Raw genomic sequence first — 23,936 nt, forward strand, 5'->3', positions numbered from 1 at the left:
CCTCCTTACGCCGTTTCTTTTTGGAATAGTTCACGGAAGACTGGGAAGATATCCTCCACAGAGCGGATGTTTTTCATGGCAAAGTTCGGGAAGGCTTCAGCAAGCTTCTCGTATTCATGCCATAGCGTTTGGTGTGAGCGTCGGGTGATCTCAATGTATGAATAGTACTGACAGTTAGGAAGCAGTTTATTCACTAGGAGTTCACGGCAACGTGGAGAATCGTCAGCCCAATTATCCCCATCGGATGCCTGTGCGGCGTAGATGTTCCATTGGCCTACAGGATAGCGGTCTTGCACGATTTCGTTCATTAGCTTGAGAGCGCTCGACACAATTGTTCCACCCGTTTCTTGCGAGTAGAAGAACTCATGTTCATCGACCTCTTTTGCTTGAGTATGGTGACGAATGAATACAACCTCTACATTTTCGTAGGTGCGCGTCAAGAACAGGTATAAAAGAACATAGAAGCGTTTTGCGATATCTTTGGTGGCTTGGTCCATAGAACCGGAAACGTCCATCAGACAAAACATGACCGCTTGGCTCGATGGCACAGGGCGCTTCTCATAGTTCTTGAAACGTAAGTCGAAGGTATCAATGAAGGGCACGCTTTCGATTTTCTTGCGCAGATCCTCAATTTCCTTCTTCAGACGATTTTCCTCGAGCTGTTGAGCTGGCTCGATGTTTTTGATGCGAGTAAGCTCATCCTCTAGTTCATTGAGAAGACGCTTTTTACCTGCCGTCATTGCAGTGCGTCGAGCAAGTGATTGCTGCAACGAACGCACAATGGCAATGTTGGACGGAATGCCTGCAGTTTGGTAACCCGCACGATGGGTCTTCCATTCAGTTATTTTAGCAATTTGATTTTTTTCAAGATTGGGTAACTCCAAATCCTCGAACAAGATATCGAGATACTCATCTTTGGATATCTGGAAAACAAACTCGTCTTGGCCTTCGCCGTCAGGACTCGCATTACCTTCTCCTGCGCCACCACCTTGGCCTCCACCTTTCGGGCGCTCGATTTTGTCACCAGTAATAAATTGGTCGTTGCCAGGGTGCACACGCTCACGCACGCCCCCTTTACCCTGATGAAACATAGGTTCGTTGATGTCTTTGTGCGGTATTGCAACGTCTTCGCCCGTTTCCGTGTTTGTGATCGAGCGTCGATTCACTGCGTCAGCTACCGACTCTTTAATCTGCTCTTTATGGCGTTTCAAGAAGCGCTGTCGATTAACAGCGCTCTTGTTTTTACCATTGAGCCTTCGGTCTATAAATTGCGCCATGAAATAGCCCTCTTCATGTTTCACAAGCGACCTAACTCAAACTGGTTAGGATGACTTACGTACTCGTAGGTACCACTCAGAAAGTAGGCGAACCTGTTTCTCGGTATAGCCTTTTTCCATCATGCGAGCGACAAAGTCGTCGTGTTTCTTCTGATCTTCAGAAGACGTTTTCGCATTGAATGAAATAACCGGAAGTAGCTCTTCGGTATTGGAGAACATTTTCTTCTCGATTACCGTGCGCAGTTTTTCGTAGCTGGTCCAAACTGGATTCAGACCATTGTTATTGGCTTTCGCACGAAGCACAAAGTTGACGATTTCGTTTCGGAAATCTTTCGGGTTTGAAATGCCAGCGGTTTTCTCGATCTTCTCTAGTTCAGCATTCAGAGAGGCACGGTCAAATAGCTGACCTGTTTCTGGATCGCGGTATTCTTGATCTTGAATCCAGAAATCTGCGTAAGTCACGTAGCGGTCAAAGATGTTCTGGCCATATTCAGAATAAGACTCTAGGTAGGCCGTTTGTACTTCTTTGCCGATGAACTCGACGTAACGTGGTACAAGGTAACCCTTCAAGAACTCGAGGTACTTTTCTGCCATTTCAGAAGGGAACTGCTCACGCTCAACTTGCTGCTCAATCACGTAGAATAGGTGGACAGGGTTTGCCGCTACTTCGGTTTGGTCGAAGTTAAACACACGCGATAGAATCTTGAACGCGAAACGGGTGGAAAGACCGTTCATACCTTCATCGACACCGGCAAAGTCGCGGTACTCTTGGTAACTCTTCGCTTTCGGATCGGTATCTTTCAGTGTTTCACCATCGTAGACACGCATCTTCGAGAAAATGGACGAGTTCTCAGGCTCTTTGAGTCGAGACAGAATACTGAACTGTGCCAGAGTCTCGAGTGTGCTTGGTGAACAAGGTGCTTTAGAAAGTTCACTGTTTTCAAGTAGTTTCTGGTAGATCTTCACTTCTTCCGATACACGTAAACAGTAAGGGACTTTCACGATGTATACACGGTCTAAGAATGCTTCGTTGTTCTTGTTATTACGGAACGTTTGCCACTCTGATTCATTTGAGTGGGCCAAAATCATGCCGTCGAATGGGATAGCAGACAACCCTTCCGTACCGTTAAAGTTACCTTCTTGAGTTGCCGTCAAGAGAGGGTGTAGCACCTTGATTGGCGCTTTGAACATCTCCACGAATTCCATCAAACCTTGATTTGCTTTACATAGCGCGCCGGAATAGCTGTAAGCATCTGGGTCATCTTGTGAAAAGTGTTCAAGCTGGCGAATATCAACTTTACCAACCAATGATGAGATGTCTTGGTTGTTTTCATCGCCGGGTTCAGTCTTCGCAATTGCAACTTGGTCTAGGATAGAAGGACGTACCTTAAGCACCTTGAACTTGGTGATATCACCGCCAAACTCGTGCAGACGTTTTGCAGCCCAAGGTGACATGATAGAGCGTAGGTAGCGATGCTCAATACCGTATTCTTTCTTAAGGATTTCGCCGTCTTCCGAAGCATTAAATAAGCAGAAAGGATGATCATTTACTGGGCTTCGCTCACCATTGGCGCTGAGCACGTAAACCGGCATTTTTTCCATCAGTGCTTTTAACTTCTCAGCCAGTGATGATTTACCACCACCTACTGGGCCAAGAAGGTAAAGAATTTGTTTTCGTTCTTCCAAACCTTGCGCGGCGTGTTTGAGATAAGACACGATCTGTTCGATAGCGTCTTCCATGCCATAGAAGTCTTTGAAGGTTTCGTAGCGAGAGATCACTCGGTTTGAGAAGATGCGGCTCAGTCTTGGATCTTGCGCAGTATCAATGACTTCTGGTTCCCCAATCGCTATGAGAAGTCGTTCTGCTGCATTGGCATAAGCGCTTTTATCGTCCTTGCACAGGGCTAAGAAATCCTGCAACGACATCTCTTCATCTTTTGAAGCTTCATATCTTGATTGATAGTGGTCGAAAATACTCATGTCGCTTTCCCCTTTAATAGTCAGTCTACCGACGAACGTTGACGCAGGCTTACCCACCTTTGATATGTCCTTCGTTGTATGAACTTATACGCCCTGTTATCGCATTTGGTTTGTACCGAATCCCAGTTAGGTCACGCCAAAGGCTTTGCTTTATGGACAATTTTTCACTGCAACGGAGGACGGTGGATAGGTACCTTTCAATCACTCCCTTTCTCATTTTAAGCCTAGTCGGGGATTTCCAATTTTGCTTAACAATTATGAATTTATTGCAAAAGTGACATTTGAATCACTGTTTAATGAGAGAAGAATTTGTGTTGTGAATGACAGTATAAGAAATCAATTATTTGGCGATAAATCGTCGATATCAGTGAATTCTAGGTGGTGTTTGGGAAAGCGTAGAGAAAGCTGACAGGTGAGATTTGATAAAATCGTGACAGGGGAGATGAAAAAAGGAGAGCGTTTACTCTCCTTTTCAAATGCTTAGTGCGTTATGCACTGAAAATTTGCGCCAATTCGTTTGCACACAAATGGTACTGACGAGGGCAGTTGCGCCATGTTTTCAACATGCGCTGGTATTTTTCCTGCATTGGCATTTGGCTGTTGAAGTGGTGATCAGCCTTATCAAATTGAGGATATAGACCTTCAGAATCCACAAGGAAACGAACGTAATGCACTTGTTGGGCTTCTGTTGCGATATCAAAACCAAGGAATTGCAGACGGCGTTGATCGACTTTGCTGCGCTCTTCGTCATCCAGCATCTTGTTAGATTCTTGCATTGCATGGTACATCTCCATGATGTCGATGATTTCACGACATTCAGATTCAGTAATGCAGCCAAAATCTTTGTTCAGTTCGCGCATTTGCAGCTCGTAACCACGTTCTACGATGGTCTGTAGACGCTTGTATTTTGCTGCGCTGCTAGGTTCCATCTGAGACATTAGGTTGTACTGGTTTGATAAGATCAAACGTTGAGCGTTTGACATTTCCATGATGACCTCACTAAATAATCTAATACATTTTTAATGTGCTTAGGTTAACGTTTCAGACGTTACTGAAACATGATCTCAACACATATTTAATATGAAAAATGGCAAGAATTATCAAATTTAGCCAGTTTACAAACAGCGTATGAATGCGTTGTGACATGCTATTTGTGGTAGTGGTTGTATATGTAATCTCGATCCGAGAATACTCTTAACCATTCTGGTTTGAATACGGTTAGGACCGCCAATGACATCCCATTAAGAAGCCCCTCGGGGAAAGCGAGTAATGGTACAAAAACAAAGTAGTTGTGCTGGATGGTTTGCCAGTCGTAATGACCGACTAATAGATGATAAACCGAGTTAATGAGTAGGTGTAAGCTACCGGTTAGTGCTCCATTGAAGAATCCCGCAACAAAAATGAAGACAAAAATATTGCGTGGCAAATATTGATAGCTGAGTAGAAAAACGAGGTAGCTTATTAGTATTGGTACCAGTGCAGAAAGTACGAGCGCACTTGGCAGCATTAATAGAGGAATACCGTGAATCAAGTGATTGATGATCATGGCAGGGATACAGAGCAGAAAAGCCATTCGCCAACCGTACATCATTGTTAGCGTTGTCAAAGTAAGAAAGTGGATTTGCAACCCTTCTTTCACATCGGCTTGTGCAGACCACAAAATGCTAAGCAAGAAGAGCGTTGCGAAGATCAAATGTTGAAATGGTTTTTCTTGTTCCATTTTAGGCCAAACAACTGTTCGCCAATCGGGTAGGCAATGCATGATTACAACCCAACCAACAATAATGACCGATACGAAATTAAACCAATCCATGTTTGATATCCTGACTTTTGATTCCTTACGAGCTTTACTTACCGTTTTAAGTGTGTAGTAGGTTTGTATACGTTTAATGTGTCGAGGATAGGGCATCAAATGTTTTGATTTGTTTGGTACTCTCGACGGTAATATGAGTAAAAAAATACCAGCGAATTGCTGGTATTTTTAATTTATTCAATAACCTAATATGACTTAGTATTTCACATTTGGATGGTATTGGGAAAGGATCGATTGGATTTCATCCATCGTTTCTTTCGATGGAGGGTTTACACCATCTAATGGGTAATCAAGCCCTAATGCTTCCCATTTATGCGCACCAAGTTTGTGGTACGGAAGAAGTTCCACTTTCTCAATGTTGTCCATATCTTTGATGAATTCACCAAGCATATGCGCCGCTTCGGGTTCGTCTGTATAGCCCGGAACAACCACGTAGCGGATCCACGTTTTTTGACCGATTTTATGTAGATAGCGAGCGAAGTCTAAAACTCGACGGTTCGAAACGCCGATGAAATCTTGGTGAATTTCGTCTTTCATGTGCTTAAGGTCAAGCATTACAAGGTCTGTCGCTTCAAGCACTTCATCGATAACATCGGTATGTTTACGGATGTAACCATTGGTATCAAGACAAGTGTGAATACCTTCCGCTTGAGCTGCGCGGAAGAAGTCTCGCACAAATTCTGGTTGAAGCATCGCTTCGCCACCAGAACAAGTAATGCCACCACCTGATGCATTCATGAAATGACGGTAGGTTTTTGCTTCAGCAATAATTTCTTCAACCGTCACTTCTTTGCCGTCATGCGTATCCCAAGTATCGCGGTTATGGCAATACTTACAACGCATTAAACAACCTTGCAAGAAGACGATAAATCGAATACCGGGTCCGTCTACGGTACCACATGACTCAAACGAGTGAATACGACCAGCTGTTGACATCTTTTGCTCTCATTTTTTAATAAATTCTACCCGTTATTTTATTACAAATTGCAGGGTTAAAACAGTCTTGGAGAGGGACGTTGGCGAGATATTAAGCAAAGAAAGCGGCGAATGAAAACTCACACGCCGCACAGGGACTTATCTTTAGAAGAACGCAAACAGTGACAGAGAGCCTGTACCATAAACATCAGTTTGTGCTTCTTCATAATCCGGTGTTTTAACGGTAAAGGTTAAGCTCGCGCCGTAGTTTCGGTTATACCAAGCTGCACCAGCAACCGCACTTGCTTGCCAGTTTTGTAACGTAACATCGTATTGATCGGATGGCTCAGGAATGTCTGAACGATCGCCTTCGATGGTAATGTCGTTAAAGCGGTAACGTCCTTCAAAGCCGGTGAACAAGAACCAACTGGATGTACTTTGCGCTAGCATACTCGCGTGGAATGGGCTTTCAACACTGATGTTTGCCGCACCGATACTGTTCGCTAAGTTGGTACCCCAGCGGAACATGACACCTTGAGATACATCACTACGGAAGTTACCTGCGTTGATGTCGTTTACGTTAGTAATTTCCCATTGTGTGCTTTTACCTTCGCTGCGCATCAGTTTGTTGAATGCTCGGTAACCAACACTGAATGCGACTTCGTCATCAATTTGGTATTCCCAACCTTGTGGGTCGGTTGAGCCAGTGATGCCGTGAACGATATCTTGGGCTTTATCTGATAGTGAGCTTTCACCTGTTGCCCCGATAGTAAAATTGTATCGAACGGCTTGGTCTGCTGTGATCGAGATATAGTTGATTTCGGTATGTAGGTAGCCTGCGTAAGGACGATCATTAACAAGAGGGTAGTCGGCTTCAATATCACTCGGCGTCCACATTTTGTGGCCTAGTACAAGTTCTACTTTATCGACGTTGGCTTGCCCATTACCGTTTAAACTGAACCATTTCCATTCGCTGTCTTCACGCAGTTTATCGGTCGCGTAAGAAAGGAAAATGCCGTTGGTGTAGTCTTGGTCGACACCAAATATGCCATCGTTATCTAAAGTGAAAGAGACGGTAGATTTCGTTGATGCAATCGCAGCAGGCGACAACAAGGCAAGGATAAATAATTTACTGAGTTTCATATACTTCGTTTGCTAGCGTTTTCGGCATCATACGTAAGATCGAGAACAAAGTCTTAGGCAATGTCACAACTTTAGTTCAAGACACAAAAAAAGGCCGATGCTTTACAGCATCGGCCTCTATTTTATCACTCAAAGTGCTAATTCAATCAGTCTTATAGAGATTCAGTGAATGTACGTGCGATTACGTCAGCTTGTTGCTCTGCAGTTAGAGAGTTGAAGCGTACAGCGTAACCAGATACACGGATTGTTAGCTGAGGGTATTTCTCTGGGTGCTTAACAGCGTCTTCTAGAGTTTCGCGGTTAAGTACGTTCACGTTAAGGTGTTGACCACCTTCAATGCCAGCTTCGTGGTGGAAGTAACCATCCATCAGACCCGCTAGGTTAGCACGTTGGCTAACTTCTTCTTTACCTAGTGCGTTTGGCACGATAGAGAAGGTGTAAGAGATACCATCTTTTGCATCAGCAAACGGTAGTTTACCTACAGATGTTAGAGATGCTACCGCACCTTTCTCATCGCGGCCGTGCATTGGGTTAGCACCAGGTGCAAAAGGAGCGCCTGCTTTACGACCATCTGGTGTAGTACCAGTTTTCTTACCGTATACCACGTTTGAAGTGATAGTAAGAATAGACTGAGTTGGGATTGCATCACGGTAAGTCTTAAGCTTACGGATTTTAGCCATGAAGTTAGAAACAAGTTCACATGCCATGTCATCAACACGTGCATCGTTGTTACCAAATTTAGGGTAATCGCCTTCGATTTCGAAGTCGATTGCAATGCCATCTTCGTCACGGATTGGTTTAACTTTACCGTATTTGATTGCAGATAGAGAATCAGCTGCAACAGAAAGACCAGCGATACCACAAGCCATAGTACGACGAACGTCACGATCATGAAGAGCCATTAGAGCTGCTTCGTAGCTGTATTTGTCGTGTGAGTAGTGGATAGCGTTTAGTGCAGTTACGTACTGCTTAGCTAGCCAATCCATTAGGTTATCTAGGCCAGCCCAAACTTTGTCGAAGTCTAGAACTTCGTCAGTCATTGGTGCAGTCTTAGGACCCACTTGCATTTTAAGCTTCTCATCTACACCGCCGTTGATAACGTAAAGTAGAGTTTTCGCTAGGTTTGCACGAGCGCCGAAGAATTGCATGTGCTTACCGATAACCATTGGCGATACACAACAAGCGATAGCGTAGTCATCGTTGTCGAAATCTGGACGCATTAGGTCGTCGTTTTCGTACTGGATAGAAGAAGTATCGATAGATACTTTCGCACAGAACTTCTTGAAGCCGTCAGGTAGCTGCTCAGACCAAAGTACAGTGATGTTTGGCTCTGGAGAAGGACCCATTGTGTATAGTGTGTTTAGGAAACGGAAGTTAGTACGTGTAACTAGTGTACGACCGTCAACACCCATACCACCCATAGATTCTGTTGCCCAGATTGGGTCGCCAGAGAATAGCTCATCGTACTCAGGAGTACGTAGGAAGCGAACCATACGTAGTTTCATTACGAAGTGGTCGATCATTTCCTGAGCTTGTTCTTCAGTGATGATGCCAGCTGCGATGTCACGCTCAACGTATACGTCAAGGAAAGTCGAAGTACGACCTAGAGACATTGCTGCGCCGTTTTGAGATTTAACAGCAGCTAGGTAGCCGAAGTAAGTCCATTGGATAGCTTCTTGAGCTGTAGTCGCAGGAGCAGAAATGTCGTAGCCGTAAGATGCTGCCATTTCTTTCATTTGACCTAGTGCACGGTGCTGTTCTTGAATCTCTTCACGAAGTTGCATCGTCATTTGTAGATCTTCACCAGACTCTAGCTTCTCTTGAGTAGAGTGGAATTGAGCTACTTTGTCTTTGATTAGGAAATCTACACCGTATAGAGCTACACGACGGTAGTCACCGATGATACGACCACGACCGTATGCATCTGGAAGACCAGTTAGAACACCAGACTTACGACATTTTAGGATGTCAGGAGAGTAAACATCGAAAACACCTTGGTTGTGTGTTTTGCGGTACTCAGAGTAGATTTTAGAAACTTGTGGATCAAGCGTACGGCCGTATGCTTTACAAGAACCTTCGATCATACGTACGCCGCCGTTAGGCATGATTGCACGCTTAAGCGGAGCTTCAGTTTGTAGGCCTACGATAGTTTCTAGGTCTTTGTTAATGTAACCAGCATCATGTGAAGTGATGGTAGAGATAACAGAAGTATCGAAATCAACAGGTGCGTGAGTCGCGTTTTCCTGCTTGATACCTTCCATTACTTTAGCCCAAAGCTTGTTAGTCGCTTCAGTACCTTCAGAAACTAGGAAAGATTCGTCGCCTTCGTACGGAGTGTAGTTCTTCTGAATGAAATCACGAACGTTTACTTCGTTTTGCCAGTCGCCTGCAGCAAAACCTTCCCAAGCTTTAGCAAATTGCTCTGCCATGACATACCTACCTTTGTAGTAGAAAAAAATACGTACTGGTTCGCCGTTGAGCCAGCTATCTCCACTTCCACATGGAGAACAGTACACTCTTAATGAATAACAATATTTATAGTCTTAAATAAGAAGAATAGGGCGATAAAACTATAAATATTGTCACTGTTACTAATGTGGGTTCTTCCCAACCACAATTCAAGGCTACACTAAAAAATTTTTGTAAACCTTAAACTAAATCAATAAATACTAAAAAATAGCGATAAAAATGGGGTAGCGACGAGCGCTACCCACACAATTTTTGAACGAATGTCATTATAGCCAAGCTTTAATGCCATATTGTCCTTCTAGCATACCAACTGCAAGCATAGCGACTAAACAGACAACAAGTACACCTACAGGGATCACAATCTTATCTACAAATGACAGACGTGATGCACGCTCTTTGTCACCAATCAGACCGTTGTTGTCTAGAAGCATAGTCAATGCCCAAGCCAATACTGGGTTAACTACCGCAGAACCGAAGATACAGATACCTGCTGCTTGAGAGTCTTTAGAGTCTTTCACCATCTGCATACCTGCTTCAAGTAGAGGTAGAGATACACCTACTAGAAGAGCAACACGCATTACTGGTGGCCATACTGCTACATCCATTGGGAAGCCAAGAATCGCGACGATGATACATAGAGAGCCGAGCAGGATTGCACCGCCAGGGATAGGGCGTTTCGCAATTGCTGCTGGGATCATGTACGTACCCCAAGATGACGTAATGTTACCACCACCTACAGCAGTACCAACCATTTGACGAACCGAACACATAGTCATTGTGTCATCAACGTCCATCAGAACTTTTTCAGTCTTTTTAGGGTAGTTCAGTTCTTGGAAAATACGGTGACCAAGGAAGTCTGGAGACCACATAGCTACAGCAAGAATTGCAAACGGTAGTGAAGCAATGAAGTGTTCTACATTTGGTAGACCAAGCATCCAACCTTCTTCTGTGCTACCCCACCAGTAGATTGGGTTTAGGTTCGGAAGACCTGTTTCAGTAACGAATTTGATGTCGAAACCAGCACCAAGTACAAGTGCAATGACGAGACCCGTGAAAGCACATACTGGGATGGCTAGCCAACGTTTATTAACTTTAGCAAGGAAAGCATATAGACCGATAGTAACCGCGAGAACGATTAGGCCAATGTAGCCCATACTGCCTGCGGCAACCGTATCCGATTGCAAACCAACTGCCCAAGCTTGGATTGAGTTGATTTGGCTCATGGTACCTGTTAGGCCTAAGAAGATGAGTAGGCCCCCAGCTGTACCCTCTGAAGTGAGGTTTACGAGTTTTGAGCCACCTTTTAGTAAGCTCAAAATCAAACCAAACACACCGATTAGGATTGCCAATGCAAGAGGATGGGCACCCGCAAGAGCGATGGTACCAATAAGAGGGATCATTGGACCGTGGTTACCTGCTAGGTTGGCTTTAGGGTTAATAAAGCCAGAAGCAAGAATACAGAAAAGGAGTGCAGGGATTAGCATTTCTACACGAGCAACTTCGATAGCAAAATCTTTGCCTAAGTTAACGTGGTCCCATGCAGCAGTAAGACCTTCAGCCCAAGACATCATTACCGCAGAGTACATTGCGATAATACCGATCGTACCAGCAAGCGCTGGAACAAGGTCTTCAAGCTCAAAGCGGAAGTCACGACCTGGCAAGTTTAAGCCAAAACGGCGTGGCTTCATGATTTGTAGTTCGTGGTCTAGGTAGTCTGAACGGCTTGCGAACTCAGATGATGGACGATGAAGCTCGCGGTAGCTTTTAGTCTCGATATCCGAATCAGAGTGCGCTTTATTCACTGCGTCTGACATAGATTCCTCATATATTTAAAAGTTATGAATTCTAAATTGAATTGTGTTTTTCCGCTTCCTGCGGCACTTCCTATGCTAGCTATTATTAGATTTTGTTGCACGAATACCACGTGCCTAAGCATAGCTAATAACTCATTGTGTTGAGGCACAAAAAATTCCTCATCATTGTGGCGGAGTCTAGCAAGATAGCCCTTTGGGGTGATTGATTTAGATCACTTTAAGAATAGATGTGAAAGAAAACTACAGAAAGTGTCTGGCATGCGAATGACTTGGTTGTTTAGTGTGTAATTCGATTACACAAGTTGCATAAAATTAGACGTTATTTTGCAGAAATAATGTCCAATGCGATTTATTTACGTCATTCATGAATTGTATATAAAGCTGGCTTCATTCTTGCTTAGTACCGAGCAGAGACGATTTTTTGGCTAATCATTGCCGCTCAGTTTAGGAAGAAGACATGAAACAGCTTAAAGTACTGCCGCTAGTGGCAATTATTTCGGGATTAATGGTCGGTTGTGGCGGCGGTGGCGGCGGTGGCGGCGGTTCATCGAAAACAACATTTACGTTTGATTTTGCGATCCCTGCGACACTGTCTGAGAGCGATGCTAAGGCACAAAGCTGTACAATTTATGATCGAGATACTGATTCGAATGGTGACGCTACCGTTTTAACTTACAGTCATGCATCAAAAGCTCAGGTCACGAATAATGTTATCGGTTACTATTCTGATGCTGATGGCAAAATGGTTGGAGAAGTTATTAAACCAACCAGCGATAACTTCAAGTTTGTTTTAGAAGACATTCCTGAAGGTGGTTACATCACTATTCAAGCACTTGAATTCAATGGTCGAGAAGTTCGTGTAAATTCTTTCTCTCGCGAGTTTTTAGAAGATAAAGAGCTTCGCAATGTTACTTTCGCACTTAACCGTGAGTCGTTGAATAAGTGCTTTACAGGAAGTAACGTATCGGACAAAACGTTCAAAAACCTTTCATACCGAAACGCAGTATCTGGTGGTGGTGACTACCACTATGTATCACAAAAAGATGTCTTAGTATCTCCAAACAGTGATATGACTTCAGATGAAGAACTACTAGGTTTCAATGGAGAGCCTACCGCTTTATTCCAATATGAATCTGGCTCGGACAATAAATTATTATATCAATATGGTATCGGTTCTTGGGGTACTAATGATATTGACCTAGTTACGACAGATGTTGTTTCTAGTATTTACTCATCGTCTGGCTACAAGTATGACTCCTTGAATATTGGCTTTGTATCAAACGACTACTTATATGATGCCTTAGAGCTGGGTAATTCCGTTGATGAATATCGTCGACCTAGTGAAGCTAATAAAGAAGAATGGGTTTACCTAGCCGTTGCTGAAAGCGCTACAAATGGTTGGGATTCACTATTAACTGGTACTATTGATTCAAGCTGGGATATTGATGCTGATCCAAGTACATTCCTAAATATCAAAAACTTACCGAACTCCAAGCCTAGCGTGATATCTCAGAGCGGACGAGAGTCGGTGATTGATATTAATATGGGATTAACTAACTCTACAGAAGGTTTCACTCGTACCGCATATTTTGCTGCTTCAGGTGATTACAAAGTAACTCATCGTATTTTCACTAAGAGCAATAGTGATTATGTTGTAGTACCTGAGCTGGACTACTACAATTTTCCATCTTCCGCGATAAATGGTTTGAAAGTATCGGAAACGGACAACTTCAACCGTTCTGCAGTCATTCTTGATGGTAACAGCGATATTGACTCAGAAATGTTCATGAGCTTCTTCTCTAATGGTGAAGCTTCGGAGCCTGAACTAGAAGCTGACCTAGACGGTATTCTAACTTCTGAAAAAGATGGAATGGAAAATGAAGTGACATTACGCACTTCGAATTCTCTCGTTGTGACACGTTTTAATTAACACTTTTGTATCTTAATGAGCCCCTCTCTTGAGGGGCTTTTTTATGTCAGTTATTCATCATTAAAAGAATATATTGCTAGAAAGTGCATATTCATTTGATTGTTGTATCTATCTATTCGATTTATTTAGGTTAATAATTTGTTGCAACTTCTCTTGGGTGGTGATAGTTTGTTCCAATTCAAAGAGGGCGGAGTCCCTTTATTGCAGTGACTAAAACACAGGGAGTAGGGCGCATGAATGATGTACCAGCGCTAGATATTAAAGACCTGCACAAAACCTTCGGACAAAATGAAGTATTAAAGGGCATTTCACTTTCTGCCCATAAAGGCGATGTTATCTCCATCATTGGCTCTTCCGGTTCAGGTAAGAGTACCTTCCTAAGATGTATCAATTTATTAGAGACACCAACTGCGGGTGAAATTTGGGTAAACGGCGAACTTATCCAAATGAAGAACAACCGCGCAGGGGAGTCTGTCCCAGCAAATGAAAAGCAAGTTCAGCGTATTCGTTCACGTTTAGCTATGGTATTTCAGGGCTTTAACTTATGGTCGCATTTAACGGTTTTAGAAAATGTGATTGAAGCGCCCGTGCACGTACTTGGTGTACCTAAGGCGCAAGCGATTGAAAATGCGGAAGTACTGTTGAAGAAAGTTGGGTTATACGAACGCAAAGACTACTACCCAGGACACCTGTCCGGAGGTCAGCAACAACGCGCTGCAATCGCTCGTGCTTTGGCCGTTGATCCAGAGGTTATGTTGTTTGATGAGCCTACCTCTGCACTTGACCCTGAACTCGTTGGTGAAGTGTTAGGGGTAATGAGAGACTTGGCCGAGGAAGGACGCACCATGTTAGTTGTCACGCATGAAATGGCTTTTGCGCGTGATGTATCTAACCATGTGATGTTTTTGCATCAAGGTTTAGTGGAAGAACAGGGAGATCCAGCTAAGCTTTTTACGAATCCAGATTCGGAGCGATTACAGCAATTTATCTCTTCTATCTACTAATATTTCTTTGGGTGGCAGCTTTTTGCCTCCTAAACAAGCACAACAAACAAAACCAAATAAAATAGCAATCACAGGAGTATGGAAATGAAAAAGTGGTTATTGGCAGCAACGCTTGCTGCAACAGCAGTGTCTGGTGTCGCCCAAGCGAAAGAATGGAAAACAGTTCGTTTTGGGATTGAGGGTGCTTATCCTCCGTTTAGCTGGACTGAAACGGATGGCTCCTTAAAGGGGTTCGATGTTGATATGGCGAATGCGCTTTGTGAAGAGATGCAAGTGAAGTGTCAAATCGTTGCTCAAGATTGGGATGGCATCATTCCTTCGTTACTTGCTCGTAAGTACGACGCGATCATTGCTGCAATGTCTATCACCGAAGAGCGTAAGAAGAAAGTCGACTTTACGGGTAAGTACGCACTCATTCCAAACAAATTCATTGCTAAAAAAGGTGCGGGTTTAGACTTCGACAACCTTGATGGTCAAAAAATTGCGGTACAACGCGCGACAACGCATGACAAGTATCTGACAGATAACTACGGCGATAAAGTTGAAATCGTACGTTACGGTTCGTTTGATGAAGCATACCTAGATCTTGCAAATGGCCGTGTCGCTGCAGTACTTGGTGATGCTTCAGCTCTTGAAGAAGGTGTACTAAATAAGGCGGGTGGTGAGGCTTACGAGTTTGTTGGCCCTTCTCTAACTGACCCTAAATGGTTTGGTGATGGCTTCGGGATTGCGGTTCGTAAGCAAGACAAAGATCTTACTAAAAAGTTAGATGCGGCAATCTTATCTCTGCGTGAAAAAGGTGTTTATCAAGAAATCGCAGGTAAGTACTTCAACTACGATGTTTACGGTAAATAAGCCGTAACTAAGCGGCCGTTGGCTTGTTCCTAGAAGTAACCAACGGCCGATTTTTGAGTTTAGGGATTAGGAACTCACCTATGCTGGATTTACAAGGATATGAAGCCTCGATACTAAAAGGGGCTCTAGTAACCATCGAAGTCGCAATACTCTCATTGTTGCTTGCTGTCATTTTAGGCATGCTTGGGGCACTTGCGAAATTAGCGCCCTATAAATGGGCAAGAGCTATTGCAACACTCTACACCACCATTATTCGTGGCATTCCTGACTTAGTCTTGATGATGCTTATCTTCTTTGGTGGCCAAATTCTACTGAATAACAGCCTTTATTCGATCAATGAAACGCTCAACGAGTGGTTTACCGCAAGCAACCCTGAACATGAATGGACTGCTTACCTCCCTGATTACATCGATGTGAGCCCATTTATTGCTGGTGTACTGACCATCGGTTTTATCTTTGGTGCGTATATGGCGGAAACTTTCCGTGGTGCGATCATGGCCGTCGACAAAGGTGAGTTGGAAGCGGCAAAAGCCTACGGAATGAGTTCTTTTATGTCGTTTAGAAGAATTCTATTACCTCAAATGATTCGACACGCGTTACCCGGGTTTGGTAATAACTGGTTGGTATTACTCAAGACTACCGCTCTTGTTTCAATCATTGGATTGGAAGATATGGTGCGTATTAGTTCACTTGCCGCTGGTACAACAAAGATGCCATTCACTTTTTACATGGCTGTCGCGATCATCTTCTTATTCTTCACCAGTGTATCAACCGGTCTACTTAAGCTTGTTGAACGCAAATTCAGTATTCATGCGAGGTAGATAATGGACTTTTCATTGATCATTGAAAGCTTCCCTGTCTACTTAGATGGATTGTGGACAACGGTATGGCTGGTGGCATTAGCTCTGGTGATCGGGCTCTGTGTATCGATTCCCTTAGCTATAGCGCGCAATAGCACGAATTACGCATTAAGTTTGCCGTCATGGGCGTTCATTTACTTTTTCCGCGGTACGCCGTTGTTGGTGCAGCTTTATCTCATTTACTACGGCATGGACCAATTCTTTCCTGTGAAAGACACACTTTGGGAACATGCTTGGTTCTGTGCCTTGGTGGCTTTCGTTCTTAATACTTCGGCTTACACGGCGGAAATTATTCGTGGTGCGATCAATGGTTTACCAAAGGGCGAAGTAGAAGCAGCAAAAGCATACGGCATGAGCAAGTTTATGACTTATCGTCGCATCATCTTGCCAAGCGCATTACGCCGTGCTTTACCTGCATATTCGAATGAAGTGATCTTTATGCTGCACGGCAGTGCAGTCGCTGGGATCATCACTATTATGGATTTGACAGGCGCAGCTCGACTTGTGAACTCTCGTTACTATGCACCATTTGAGTCATTCCTGACGGCTGGTCTCTTCTACATGGGATTAACGTTCATTATTTTGTGGTGTTTCAAAATCGCAGAGAAGCGCTTCTTGGCATATCTAAGGCCATTAAGCTAAGGCGTTTTTATAGATATCTAAAAGAAAGAGCGCCGATTAGCGCTCTTTTTGGGTAGATGAAGGGCGAGTGAGTTTACCTATACAAATTGGAAATCACCGTCAAAGGCTGCGTCGGTATAAATGACGACTTCTTTACCACCTTTTGTAAAGGTATAGGCCGTTAAGACATCTGAGCCTGATAACCCTAAGGAATCAATCATGCCTTGGTCTAGCTTGTAATCTGATGACGCCATAAGGTCCGCCACCGTCATAGTAACACCATCATCGGGATCGCCTTGAGTATCGCTTTCTAGGCTCCAATTATTGCTTTCGTCCAACTTGATGTTTTCAACGCCAAGGGCAAAGAACTCTGATTGACCATCATCTTTACTCTTACTATTGTCGCTAGCTCCACCTTGATGGTACGCCTTGCCAAGGGTCAAGGTAACAGAATCTTGGTCACTACTTGTACCTATTACCGCTTCAATACCTTTAATGTTGTCTGCATCTTGACCTTTAGACATATCGATATCGATAGGGCCGTCTTTCTCATTGGCGACAAGAACATCGAACCCTTTTCCGCCTCTGATTAGTGTATCATCTGCGTCGTAAGCGATCGTATCGTTGCCTTTACCACCACGAAGCTCGTCAGCGCCACTGCCACCGATAAGAACATCATCGCCTTTGCCGCCTTTAAGTACATCAACGCCGGCACCGCCATCTAGCCAGTCGTCACCACGACCGCCTTTGAGAAGTTCAGGTTCTGCTATGGTAGTGACGTTATGGATCACGTCGTTGAAGTCATCATCGTTAGTTGAAAGGTCAGTGTTATCATTCCATTCGAATAAGGAGGTTCCATCCCCCATAGGAGTGACTTGTGCATGGACTGGGAGACCCAATTCAAATGCAGCTTCACCGAGTAATTGCGCATCTAGATCGAATTCTGAAACATCAATAAATCCCTCAGATTCAATGCCGTTATCGGCACCGTCAGGGACCACGAAGAACCCCAGCTTACAAGCATCTCCACCCATCATTTCTTTCGATATTGAGGTGTTCATTTCATCAGGCTGTTTTACATTTGACCAAAGAATGCCGACATTCACGACTTCACCGCTTGAGTCTGCTGTGTAGAAACCAAGGGAGTTATTGAACCCTGCATTGGACCCGATGAGTTCAACGTCGAACGTTCCGTTGAACTGGCTGATATCATACATACCATCAGATGGCGTCGGCAGTATTTCGTTATTGTCACCGCCGAGTAAGACATCATCACCACGCCCGCCATATAGCATGTCGGTACCGTCGCCAGTGAGCCCAAGTGTTTCTACTGATGTGACAAAATAGTCACTTGAGTCTTCTTTCTCTCCCCCTTTACTGAATTGTTCACCTGCGGCAGAGAACTGAATTTCATCAAAGGCTTTGAAGCCAGTATCGTTTGGACCAATACTAAACTCACCGCTATTGTTGCTATCAGTAGAAAGCACTTTAGTATTTTCTAGTGTCATGCCCGCAGCGGCGTAGTGGGCTAGGGTATCTGCGTCAGGTTCATTTGCGCTAAAAAATCCACTTGCGACTTCAATGCCATCTCGAAATGCAGTCCAGATACCAATTTCGTCCACATCATCATCTTCTCCACGACCTTCATTGGCATAAAGATTTGAGATCCCGACGGTGGCGGCCATAGTATGTTCATCTAAGCAAACAGAAAGCATTTCGGAGCCAACTGCATCGCCAGGTTCCGAATCTCCGTCATCGTAGCTATACCCAATTTGTGCATCTTTACCACTTTCATCCGTGCCTTCGACTCCATACTTACTGCCTTGTTGGGTCGTGTTTCCTTCAGAGCCATCAGGGTTGTATGCTGTGGCGTTATCAAGACCTAAATCCTCCCCCTCAGGAGTCTGTGCTGAGTCAAGATCGAGTTCAAAGTTGCCTGTTTGCTCATTGAAAGAGAGGGCATCGAAATTGTCACCAATGAGCACATCAGCCCCTTTGTTACCGCGAATAAGGTCATCTCCCGGCATCGAGCTATTATCGACGTTGTCTCCGTCTCTAGGAGTACCATCACCAATCAACACATCGTTGGCCTGGTATTGATGAAGAGCGACGTTATCGAGCAGGGAACCAAGAGAATCTTCATTACCATCGGCCATAAACGAAATGGTATGCTCGCCAGCGCCTAGATCTAGATCTAGATTGACCGTTTCCCAACCATCGTTGTTGTATGTTCCAACAACTTCACCGTCAATGAGGACTTTTAGCCCATTTGTATCTGTATTATCGGTACGGTTGGTGTGATCAAAAGAGAGTTTGAATGTACCTGCAGTATCAACAGTGAAGGTTTGACTAACGGTCGAGTTGGTAACGGTATTGTCCCCGTCTTTGTGAGAATCAAGTTCTAACACGTTTCCTCGTGCGGGATCTTTGTTATCTCCATAGCCACCACCATTTTGGATTTCGATTAGACCTTCGGTCGCTTCCCATCCACCGTAGCTAGAGTAGGTTTGCCAGCCGCCATGATCGACGACAGGGGTATCACCTACATCATCGTCAAAATTGCCATCGGCTAATAAATTGGTATCATCCGTTTTAGCTCGACGATCACCATAAATAATATCGTTGTTGCCACCGCCTTCGACATAGTCATTACCAGAACCAGCAACAATGATGTCGTCAACGCAGCCCACTTTTTCAACATCGCCTTCGCGCGCTAAGTTAATGTTAGGGTTTTCTCCGGCTTCGTCTTTTGCATTTATGGTGTGATTCCACGATTCAATGACATCATTGCCATCTCCAGATTTGATCGCTTCTGAACCTCTACCGCCAGCGATAAAGTCATCACCATCACCCGTTTTAACGATATCATCACCTTTACCTGCACGCACTTCCAGGTCTGCACCTGAATTGTCTTCAAGGTGATTATCTACATCCCTTGACACTCCATCTTGAGTAGGGCCATCAACTAAGGTACCAACCTGTGCATTGGTCTCTGTTACAGAAACTTCTTCCGCCATTGTTTCATCCTCATATATCGCGAGATACATAGAGGCAGCCCAGCCATCTCAGTCCCGTTTGAGATCTGTAGCTTTCCGTCCCCACTTCGCAGTAGGTTTGGCTTTGTCATCCGTTATGTTATTAATCAATTAATTAGCCAGTAACGTCGAGGGATTATGATTTTATGAATAAGTCTTACATTTCTCGCATTGCCTTATATGAGGCAACGGCGAGAGGATTGAGCAAATAATTGAGTGGGGTTTGTTCATCAATTAGAATCATGACTTCCGCAGGCATGCCTGGGTAGAGCGAAACTGATTCCCCTAATTCAGCTAACATGTTTGCATCTAGTGACACGCGAGCGAGGTAGGCTGAAGAGCCTGTCGCTTGGTCGCTGATGCGGTCAGCAGAAATATGTATAAGCTTGCCTTCTATAGGTGGCGTTTTTCTAAAGCTGAATGCGGTTAAGCGTACTTGAGTCGCTTGTCCAATATGAAGCGCTTCAATATCTTCGGGTTTTACCAAGGCTTCCACAATGAGTTCGTCCTCTTGTGGGACGATTTCCATGAGCGTGTCGCCTGGAGCAATAATCGCATGTTGACCGACAACATTGAGGCCAACGACAACACCACCTTGTGGCGCTCTGATTTCGACACGTTTGAGTACATCATTCGCGTTTATCATTGCCTCTCTTGTCTCATTGAGTTTTCGTTCAAGCTCCTGAACTTCTTCACCTAAGGTTTTGGCGTAATTGAACTCCGCATTGGCTAATTCCATTTTCGCTTCCGCAACAAAGCCTTTTGCTCGTCCAATTTGGGCACTGAGGTCGGCAATTTGTCCTTCAAGTTGTGAGTGCTCTCGTTGGAGATCGAGGTAACGTGATTTTGATGTATTGCCGGAGGTGAGCAGCTTTTTATGCATGGCGACCTGTTCTGCAAGATAGCGCAAACTTTCTTTGCCGGCTTGATATCGCTTTTGTAGGCCGAACATGTCTAATCGAGCTTGCTCAATCTTTTCTGCCAGAATGTTATTTTCTCCATCCCTTAATGAGCGGCGTTTTTCGTATAAAGCTTGCTGAGTACGAATGATGGATTGAATTTCTTTGGAGTAATTTCGAGAAAGTAAGCGTGTATCGAATTGAATTTCAGGATGATCAGCGAGCTCGGACTGAAGTCGGTTTAAGCGAGCAAGATCGCTTTCCCACTGAGCTCTTAGTCGATTCAAGCTGGCTTGAGCCTGTGTCGCACTCAAAGTAATCAACAAATCATTTGTTCTGACCTTATCCCCATCTTTTACATGAACGCTCTCGATAATCCCACCTTCTAGGTGCTGAACGGGTTTTCGCTTTGATTCGACGATAACAACACCGGGAGCTATCGCTGCCGAACTCAGAGGTGACAAACTTGCCCATGCAATGAAGCCGCCGATCATGATGAGTAATACGAGCAGAGAAGTGATGACCACGGGCTTGGTAGTAAAAGAGAGTTTACGACCATCTTCGAAATCGATGCCATGTTCGTTAAGTGTGGTCTTACTCATTGGAAGCCTCTGATTGAGTTTGCGTTCTTGAACGCACATCTATCATCGAGCGGAGAACCTTGCTTGCTTCTCCGGCTCTCGCAATCTGACCTCTATTGATTTCAACCACCCAATCGACATGGCGCAGCAAGTGTGGCTGGTGGGTGATCATTACGACGGAAATGCCTTCTTCTCTGCATGTTGCGAGGAGGGTTGTGAGGTACTCTTCCCCTTCTTTATCCATGTGAGAGTTGGGTTCGTCTAAGACCAAGAGTTTGGGTTTAAAGCACAATGCTCGTGCTAAGGCGAGCTTTTGGGCTTGCCCGCCAGACAATTGATGTCCACCATCACCAATCAAGGTTTCATAACTGTTTGGAAGTTGAAGAATCGTCTCGTGTACACCAGCGCGAATGGCGGCTTTAATGATTTGAGAGTCACTGATCTCAGTGTCGAAATGGGCAATATTTTCTTTCACGCTGCCTTGGACAAACTGAATATTCTGTGGGAGGTAACCTACGGTATGTTTGAATTGTGTCTTCTCCCAGTGGGTGACATCTAAGCCATCGATAGACACCTTGCCTGATGTCGGTTTGTGTATTCCCATTATTAATTTGCAAAGGCTGGTTTTTCCAGAGCCACTTGCCCCGATGATTGCAACACGGTTTCCAGCCTCTAGCCTAAGTTTCAGCTGTTTGAGGATAGCTTCGCTTTTGTGATTCTCTGGTGACCAACTCACGTTTTCAAAGCGTAATTCACCGGTGATTTGGGGGAGCGTTGTACGTTCAAGCTCTATTTTGGATTGGCTGACAACCGCTTTTATGCGCTTGGCTGCGGCTAACCCCGTCTTCCAGCCTTGAAACCCAGAGGTTAGCTGCTCTATTGGTTGGAGCGCTCTCGCCATAAGAATTGATCCAGCAATCATTCCGCCCGCACTCATTGAATTTTGAATCACAAGAAACGCGCCTGTTCCCATAATGCCAATTTGTAGCGTCATGCGGACAAGTTTGGCAAGAGATGTCAGGTTAATAGATGCGAGGTCTACTTTGTTTCTGAACCACAACTTTTCAGCAAGGACAGGCTGAAATTTGTTAAATGTTCCATCGGCTGCTTGCTGAGAGAACAGGGTTTCTTGTTTGTTGAATAGCTCATCGACTTTTCGATTCGCAGCAACTTGGGTAGCGTAAGATGCTTCAAATGATTTCTTTTTCGCGTAGAAAGAGAGTAGGGCGACCATTAATACACAGATAACAGCAATCAAACCAACCAATCCGATAATAGGGTGGAGCATAAACATGACCAGAAGGAACAACGGCGTCCAAGGCAGATCGAAAGCAACAAAAAAACCGGGAGACATGAGAAGAGCTCGTATCTCATTTATGTCGTTAAACACGTAACGTGTCTTCGTGTCGTAATGTTGACCGCACAGTTGGTATAACCATTGAGCACTTTCCGATTCAAACTGAAGAGCTTTTCTTTGGGTGTATTTTTGTCTTAAGGTTTCAAGCAATGCCTGTGAAATCAACAGAAACAGAGCGATAGCAGTAAGTAGCAATAGTGTATCTGTACTTCTACTCGACAATACACGGTCGAACAATTGAAGACTGTAGATTGGAACAACTAGCATCAAAGCATTAATTACGGCGCTCACCAGTGTCATTGGGCCTAATGCTTTAAATGTAAAAGGAGACAAGTTGCTCCAACTTTTTTGAACCATACTTCCTTTACTCCATGAACTAAAGAAGTAGTAATGAGTATAGAAAGTGAATGTTCGAGAAATGCCTCAAAATTGAGACGAGGAAGGAAAGCGAAAAATGAACTAAGAGGGGGGTAAGTCGGGGCTAATCACGATAAGTTGGCAAGATGATTAGCCCTTTAAAGCTATCTATTTGAAAGTAGACCAAATAGGAGCATGGTCTGACGGTTTCTCGATGCCACGCAGTTCGTAATCAACATCGGACTCAACACATTTTTGTGCAAGCGATGGCGTCGCAAGAATCACATCAATACGTAGACCTCGATTATCGTCAAAGCCGCGAGATCGATAATCAAACCAAGAGAAACGGTCATCCACTTCTGGGTGCAGGTTACGGAAAGTATCTTCGAATCCCCAATCCATTAGCGTCTTCAACCACTCGCGTTCTTCCGGTTGGAATGAGCATTTACCAGTCTTCAACCAGCGTTTACGGTTCGGTTCGCCGATGCCGATATCTGCATCAATCGGACTGATGTTGATGTCTCCCATTACAATCAGTTGTTCATCATTTGTATGGTGATCATTTAGGTAGGTCATCAGATCTTTGTAGAACTGGCGTTTGTATGGATATTTGGTCTCATGAGCGATGTTGTCGCCTTGAGGGAAGTAACCGTTTAACACAGTGACCTTTTCACCACTCTCATCTTCAAACGTCGCCATGATCATGCGCTTTTGGTGTTCTTCGTTATCGGTAGGGAACCCTTTTTGCACATTGATTGGTTCTTGTTTACATAGCATCGCGACACCGTAGTGTGCTTTTTGCCCATGAAAGTAAACTTTATAACCCATGGCTTCGACATCTTCGATTGGAAAAGCTTCGTCGTGCACTTTGATTTCTTGAAGACCAATGACATCAGGTTGGTGCTTATCGATAATGGCTTGGAGCTGATGCAGACGAGCACGAAGTCCATTGATGTTAAAGCTAATTACTTTCATTTTCTATCCTTCTGAAGGGCGTATTTGTGCTTGATTTTACCATTGGCGGCA

The 23,936-nt window shown here is 44.2% G+C and carries 17 protein-coding genes and 1 riboswitch; of the genes, 5 read left to right on the plus strand and 12 right to left on the minus strand.

Going from position 1 to position 23,936, the window contains the following annotated elements:
- Positions 1 to 5: 5 nt before the first annotated feature.
- The 8 genes from OQJ86_RS00440 to OQJ86_RS00475 all read right to left on the minus strand — a co-directional run bounded on the left by OQJ86_RS00440 (position 6) and on the right by OQJ86_RS00475 (position 11,411).
- On the minus strand, positions 6 to 1,277 hold the full coding sequence (locus OQJ86_RS00440; protein ID WP_038866690.1) for a YeaH/YhbH family protein: 1,272 nt from the start codon (positions 1,275 to 1,277) through the stop codon (positions 6 to 8).
- Between the two features lie 45 nt (positions 1,278 to 1,322).
- Positions 1,323 to 3,257, minus strand: coding sequence for a PrkA family serine protein kinase (locus OQJ86_RS00445; protein WP_038867152.1), 1,935 nt, complete (start codon positions 3,255 to 3,257; stop codon positions 1,323 to 1,325).
- Between the two features lie 488 nt (positions 3,258 to 3,745).
- A complete protein-coding gene (locus tag OQJ86_RS00450; RefSeq protein ID WP_265985103.1) occupies positions 3,746 to 4,246 on the minus strand; it encodes a YfbU family protein in 501 nt (166 codons plus the stop codon).
- A gap of 158 nt (positions 4,247 to 4,404) precedes the next feature.
- The gene (locus tag OQJ86_RS00455; RefSeq protein ID WP_265985105.1) at positions 4,405 to 5,070 is read right to left on the minus strand and encodes an energy-coupling factor ABC transporter permease; all 666 of its coding nucleotides are present in this window, start codon (positions 5,068 to 5,070) and stop codon (positions 4,405 to 4,407) included.
- Between the two features lie 195 nt (positions 5,071 to 5,265).
- The gene (gene pflA / locus OQJ86_RS00460; RefSeq protein ID WP_038866696.1) at positions 5,266 to 6,006 is read right to left on the minus strand and encodes a pyruvate formate lyase 1-activating protein; all 741 of its coding nucleotides are present in this window, start codon (positions 6,004 to 6,006) and stop codon (positions 5,266 to 5,268) included.
- A 144-nt stretch (positions 6,007 to 6,150) separates the two neighbouring features.
- Positions 6,151 to 7,128 carry a lipid A deacylase LpxR family protein gene (locus tag OQJ86_RS00465; protein WP_265985107.1) on the minus strand — a complete coding sequence of 326 codons (978 nt, stop codon included), beginning with the start codon at positions 7,126 to 7,128 and terminating at the stop codon, positions 6,151 to 6,153.
- Between the two features lie 152 nt (positions 7,129 to 7,280).
- The gene (gene pflB / locus OQJ86_RS00470) at positions 7,281 to 9,557 is read right to left on the minus strand and encodes a formate C-acetyltransferase (protein ID WP_038866700.1); all 2,277 of its coding nucleotides are present in this window, start codon (positions 9,555 to 9,557) and stop codon (positions 7,281 to 7,283) included.
- A gap of 306 nt (positions 9,558 to 9,863) precedes the next feature.
- A complete protein-coding gene (locus OQJ86_RS00475; RefSeq protein WP_038866702.1) occupies positions 9,864 to 11,411 on the minus strand; it encodes a DUF3360 family protein in 1,548 nt (515 codons plus the stop codon).
- Between the two features lie 457 nt (positions 11,412 to 11,868).
- Between OQJ86_RS00475 and OQJ86_RS00480 the strand changes: the two genes are divergently transcribed.
- From OQJ86_RS00480 to OQJ86_RS00500, 5 genes are all read left to right on the plus strand, one after another.
- Complete coding sequence (locus OQJ86_RS00480) at positions 11,869 to 13,341, plus strand: 54K polar flagellar sheath protein A (protein WP_265985111.1); 1,473 nt, start codon at positions 11,869 to 11,871, stop codon at positions 13,339 to 13,341.
- Positions 13,342 to 13,574: 233 nt separating this feature from the next.
- A complete protein-coding gene (locus OQJ86_RS00485; protein WP_038866706.1) occupies positions 13,575 to 14,345 on the plus strand; it encodes an ABC transporter ATP-binding protein in 771 nt (256 codons plus the stop codon).
- Positions 14,346 to 14,429: 84 nt separating this feature from the next.
- A complete protein-coding gene (locus tag OQJ86_RS00490; RefSeq protein WP_038866708.1) occupies positions 14,430 to 15,200 on the plus strand; it encodes an ABC transporter substrate-binding protein in 771 nt (256 codons plus the stop codon).
- A gap of 80 nt (positions 15,201 to 15,280) precedes the next feature.
- Positions 15,281 to 16,021, plus strand: a complete 741-nt coding sequence (locus tag OQJ86_RS00495; protein ID WP_038866711.1) for an ABC transporter permease — start codon at positions 15,281 to 15,283, stop codon at positions 16,019 to 16,021.
- Between the two features lie 3 nt (positions 16,022 to 16,024).
- Entirely contained in the window at positions 16,025 to 16,702 is a 678-nt protein-coding gene (locus tag OQJ86_RS00500) for an ABC transporter permease (RefSeq protein ID WP_038866714.1), read from the plus strand.
- Between the two features lie 77 nt (positions 16,703 to 16,779).
- On the opposite strand, the gene OQJ86_RS00505 is transcribed toward OQJ86_RS00500, so the two are convergent.
- The 4 genes from OQJ86_RS00505 to xthA form a co-directional block, all read right to left on the minus strand.
- Complete coding sequence (locus OQJ86_RS00505; protein ID WP_265985112.1) at positions 16,780 to 19,698, minus strand: calcium-binding protein; 2,919 nt, start codon at positions 19,696 to 19,698, stop codon at positions 16,780 to 16,782.
- 30 nt (positions 19,699 to 19,728) lie between these two features.
- A riboswitch (cyclic di-GMP riboswitch) is annotated at positions 19,729 to 19,810 on the minus strand.
- A gap of 63 nt (positions 19,811 to 19,873) precedes the next feature.
- The gene (locus tag OQJ86_RS00510) at positions 19,874 to 21,217 is read right to left on the minus strand and encodes an HlyD family type I secretion periplasmic adaptor subunit (protein WP_265985113.1); all 1,344 of its coding nucleotides are present in this window, start codon (positions 21,215 to 21,217) and stop codon (positions 19,874 to 19,876) included.
- The gene (locus OQJ86_RS00515) at positions 21,210 to 22,910 is read right to left on the minus strand and encodes a type I secretion system permease/ATPase (RefSeq protein WP_265985114.1); all 1,701 of its coding nucleotides are present in this window, start codon (positions 22,908 to 22,910) and stop codon (positions 21,210 to 21,212) included. Before OQJ86_RS00515 ends, OQJ86_RS00510 begins: the two co-directional genes overlap by 8 nt.
- A gap of 168 nt (positions 22,911 to 23,078) precedes the next feature.
- The gene (gene xthA, locus OQJ86_RS00520) at positions 23,079 to 23,885 is read right to left on the minus strand and encodes an exodeoxyribonuclease III (RefSeq protein ID WP_038875944.1); all 807 of its coding nucleotides are present in this window, start codon (positions 23,883 to 23,885) and stop codon (positions 23,079 to 23,081) included.
- Positions 23,886 to 23,936: the final 51 nt, after the last annotated feature.

Origin of the sequence: Vibrio sp. Sgm 5 (genome assembly GCF_026241575.1) — a bacterium.
GTDB lineage: Bacteria > Pseudomonadota > Gammaproteobacteria > Enterobacterales > Vibrionaceae > Vibrio > Vibrio jasicida.

Bases quoted from the DNA above. Each gene is read 5' to 3' on its own strand.
- pflB (WP_038866700.1), bottom strand. From the start codon at position 9,557: ATGGCAGAGCAATTTGCTAAAGCTTGGGAAGGTTTTGCTGCAGGCGAC.
- OQJ86_RS00505 (WP_265985112.1), bottom strand. From the start codon at position 19,698: ATGGCGGAAGAAGTTTCTGTAACAGAGACCAATGCACAGGTTGGTACC.
- OQJ86_RS00455 (WP_265985105.1), bottom strand. From the start codon at position 5,070: ATGGATTGGTTTAATTTCGTATCGGTCATTATTGTTGGTTGGGTTGTA.
- OQJ86_RS00475 (WP_038866702.1), bottom strand. From the start codon at position 11,411: ATGTCAGACGCAGTGAATAAAGCGCACTCTGATTCGGATATCGAGACT.
- OQJ86_RS00515 (WP_265985114.1), bottom strand. From the start codon at position 22,910: ATGGTTCAAAAAAGTTGGAGCAACTTGTCTCCTTTTACATTTAAAGCA.
- OQJ86_RS00490 (WP_038866708.1), top strand. From the start codon at position 14,430: ATGAAAAAGTGGTTATTGGCAGCAACGCTTGCTGCAACAGCAGTGTCT.
- OQJ86_RS00465 (WP_265985107.1), bottom strand. From the start codon at position 7,128: ATGAAACTCAGTAAATTATTTATCCTTGCCTTGTTGTCGCCTGCTGCG.
- OQJ86_RS00440 (WP_038866690.1), bottom strand. From the start codon at position 1,277: ATGGCGCAATTTATAGACCGAAGGCTCAATGGTAAAAACAAGAGCGCT.
- OQJ86_RS00500 (WP_038866714.1), top strand. From the start codon at position 16,025: ATGGACTTTTCATTGATCATTGAAAGCTTCCCTGTCTACTTAGATGGA.
- OQJ86_RS00485 (WP_038866706.1), top strand. From the start codon at position 13,575: ATGAATGATGTACCAGCGCTAGATATTAAAGACCTGCACAAAACCTTC.
- pflA (WP_038866696.1), bottom strand. From the start codon at position 6,006: ATGTCAACAGCTGGTCGTATTCACTCGTTTGAGTCATGTGGTACCGTA.
- OQJ86_RS00495 (WP_038866711.1), top strand. From the start codon at position 15,281: ATGCTGGATTTACAAGGATATGAAGCCTCGATACTAAAAGGGGCTCTA.
- OQJ86_RS00445 (WP_038867152.1), bottom strand. From the start codon at position 3,257: ATGAGTATTTTCGACCACTATCAATCAAGATATGAAGCTTCAAAAGAT.
- OQJ86_RS00510 (WP_265985113.1), bottom strand. From the start codon at position 21,217: ATGAGTAAGACCACACTTAACGAACATGGCATCGATTTCGAAGATGGT.
- OQJ86_RS00480 (WP_265985111.1), top strand. From the start codon at position 11,869: ATGAAACAGCTTAAAGTACTGCCGCTAGTGGCAATTATTTCGGGATTA.
- xthA (WP_038875944.1), bottom strand. From the start codon at position 23,885: ATGAAAGTAATTAGCTTTAACATCAATGGACTTCGTGCTCGTCTGCAT.
- OQJ86_RS00450 (WP_265985103.1), bottom strand. From the start codon at position 4,246: ATGGAAATGTCAAACGCTCAACGTTTGATCTTATCAAACCAGTACAAC.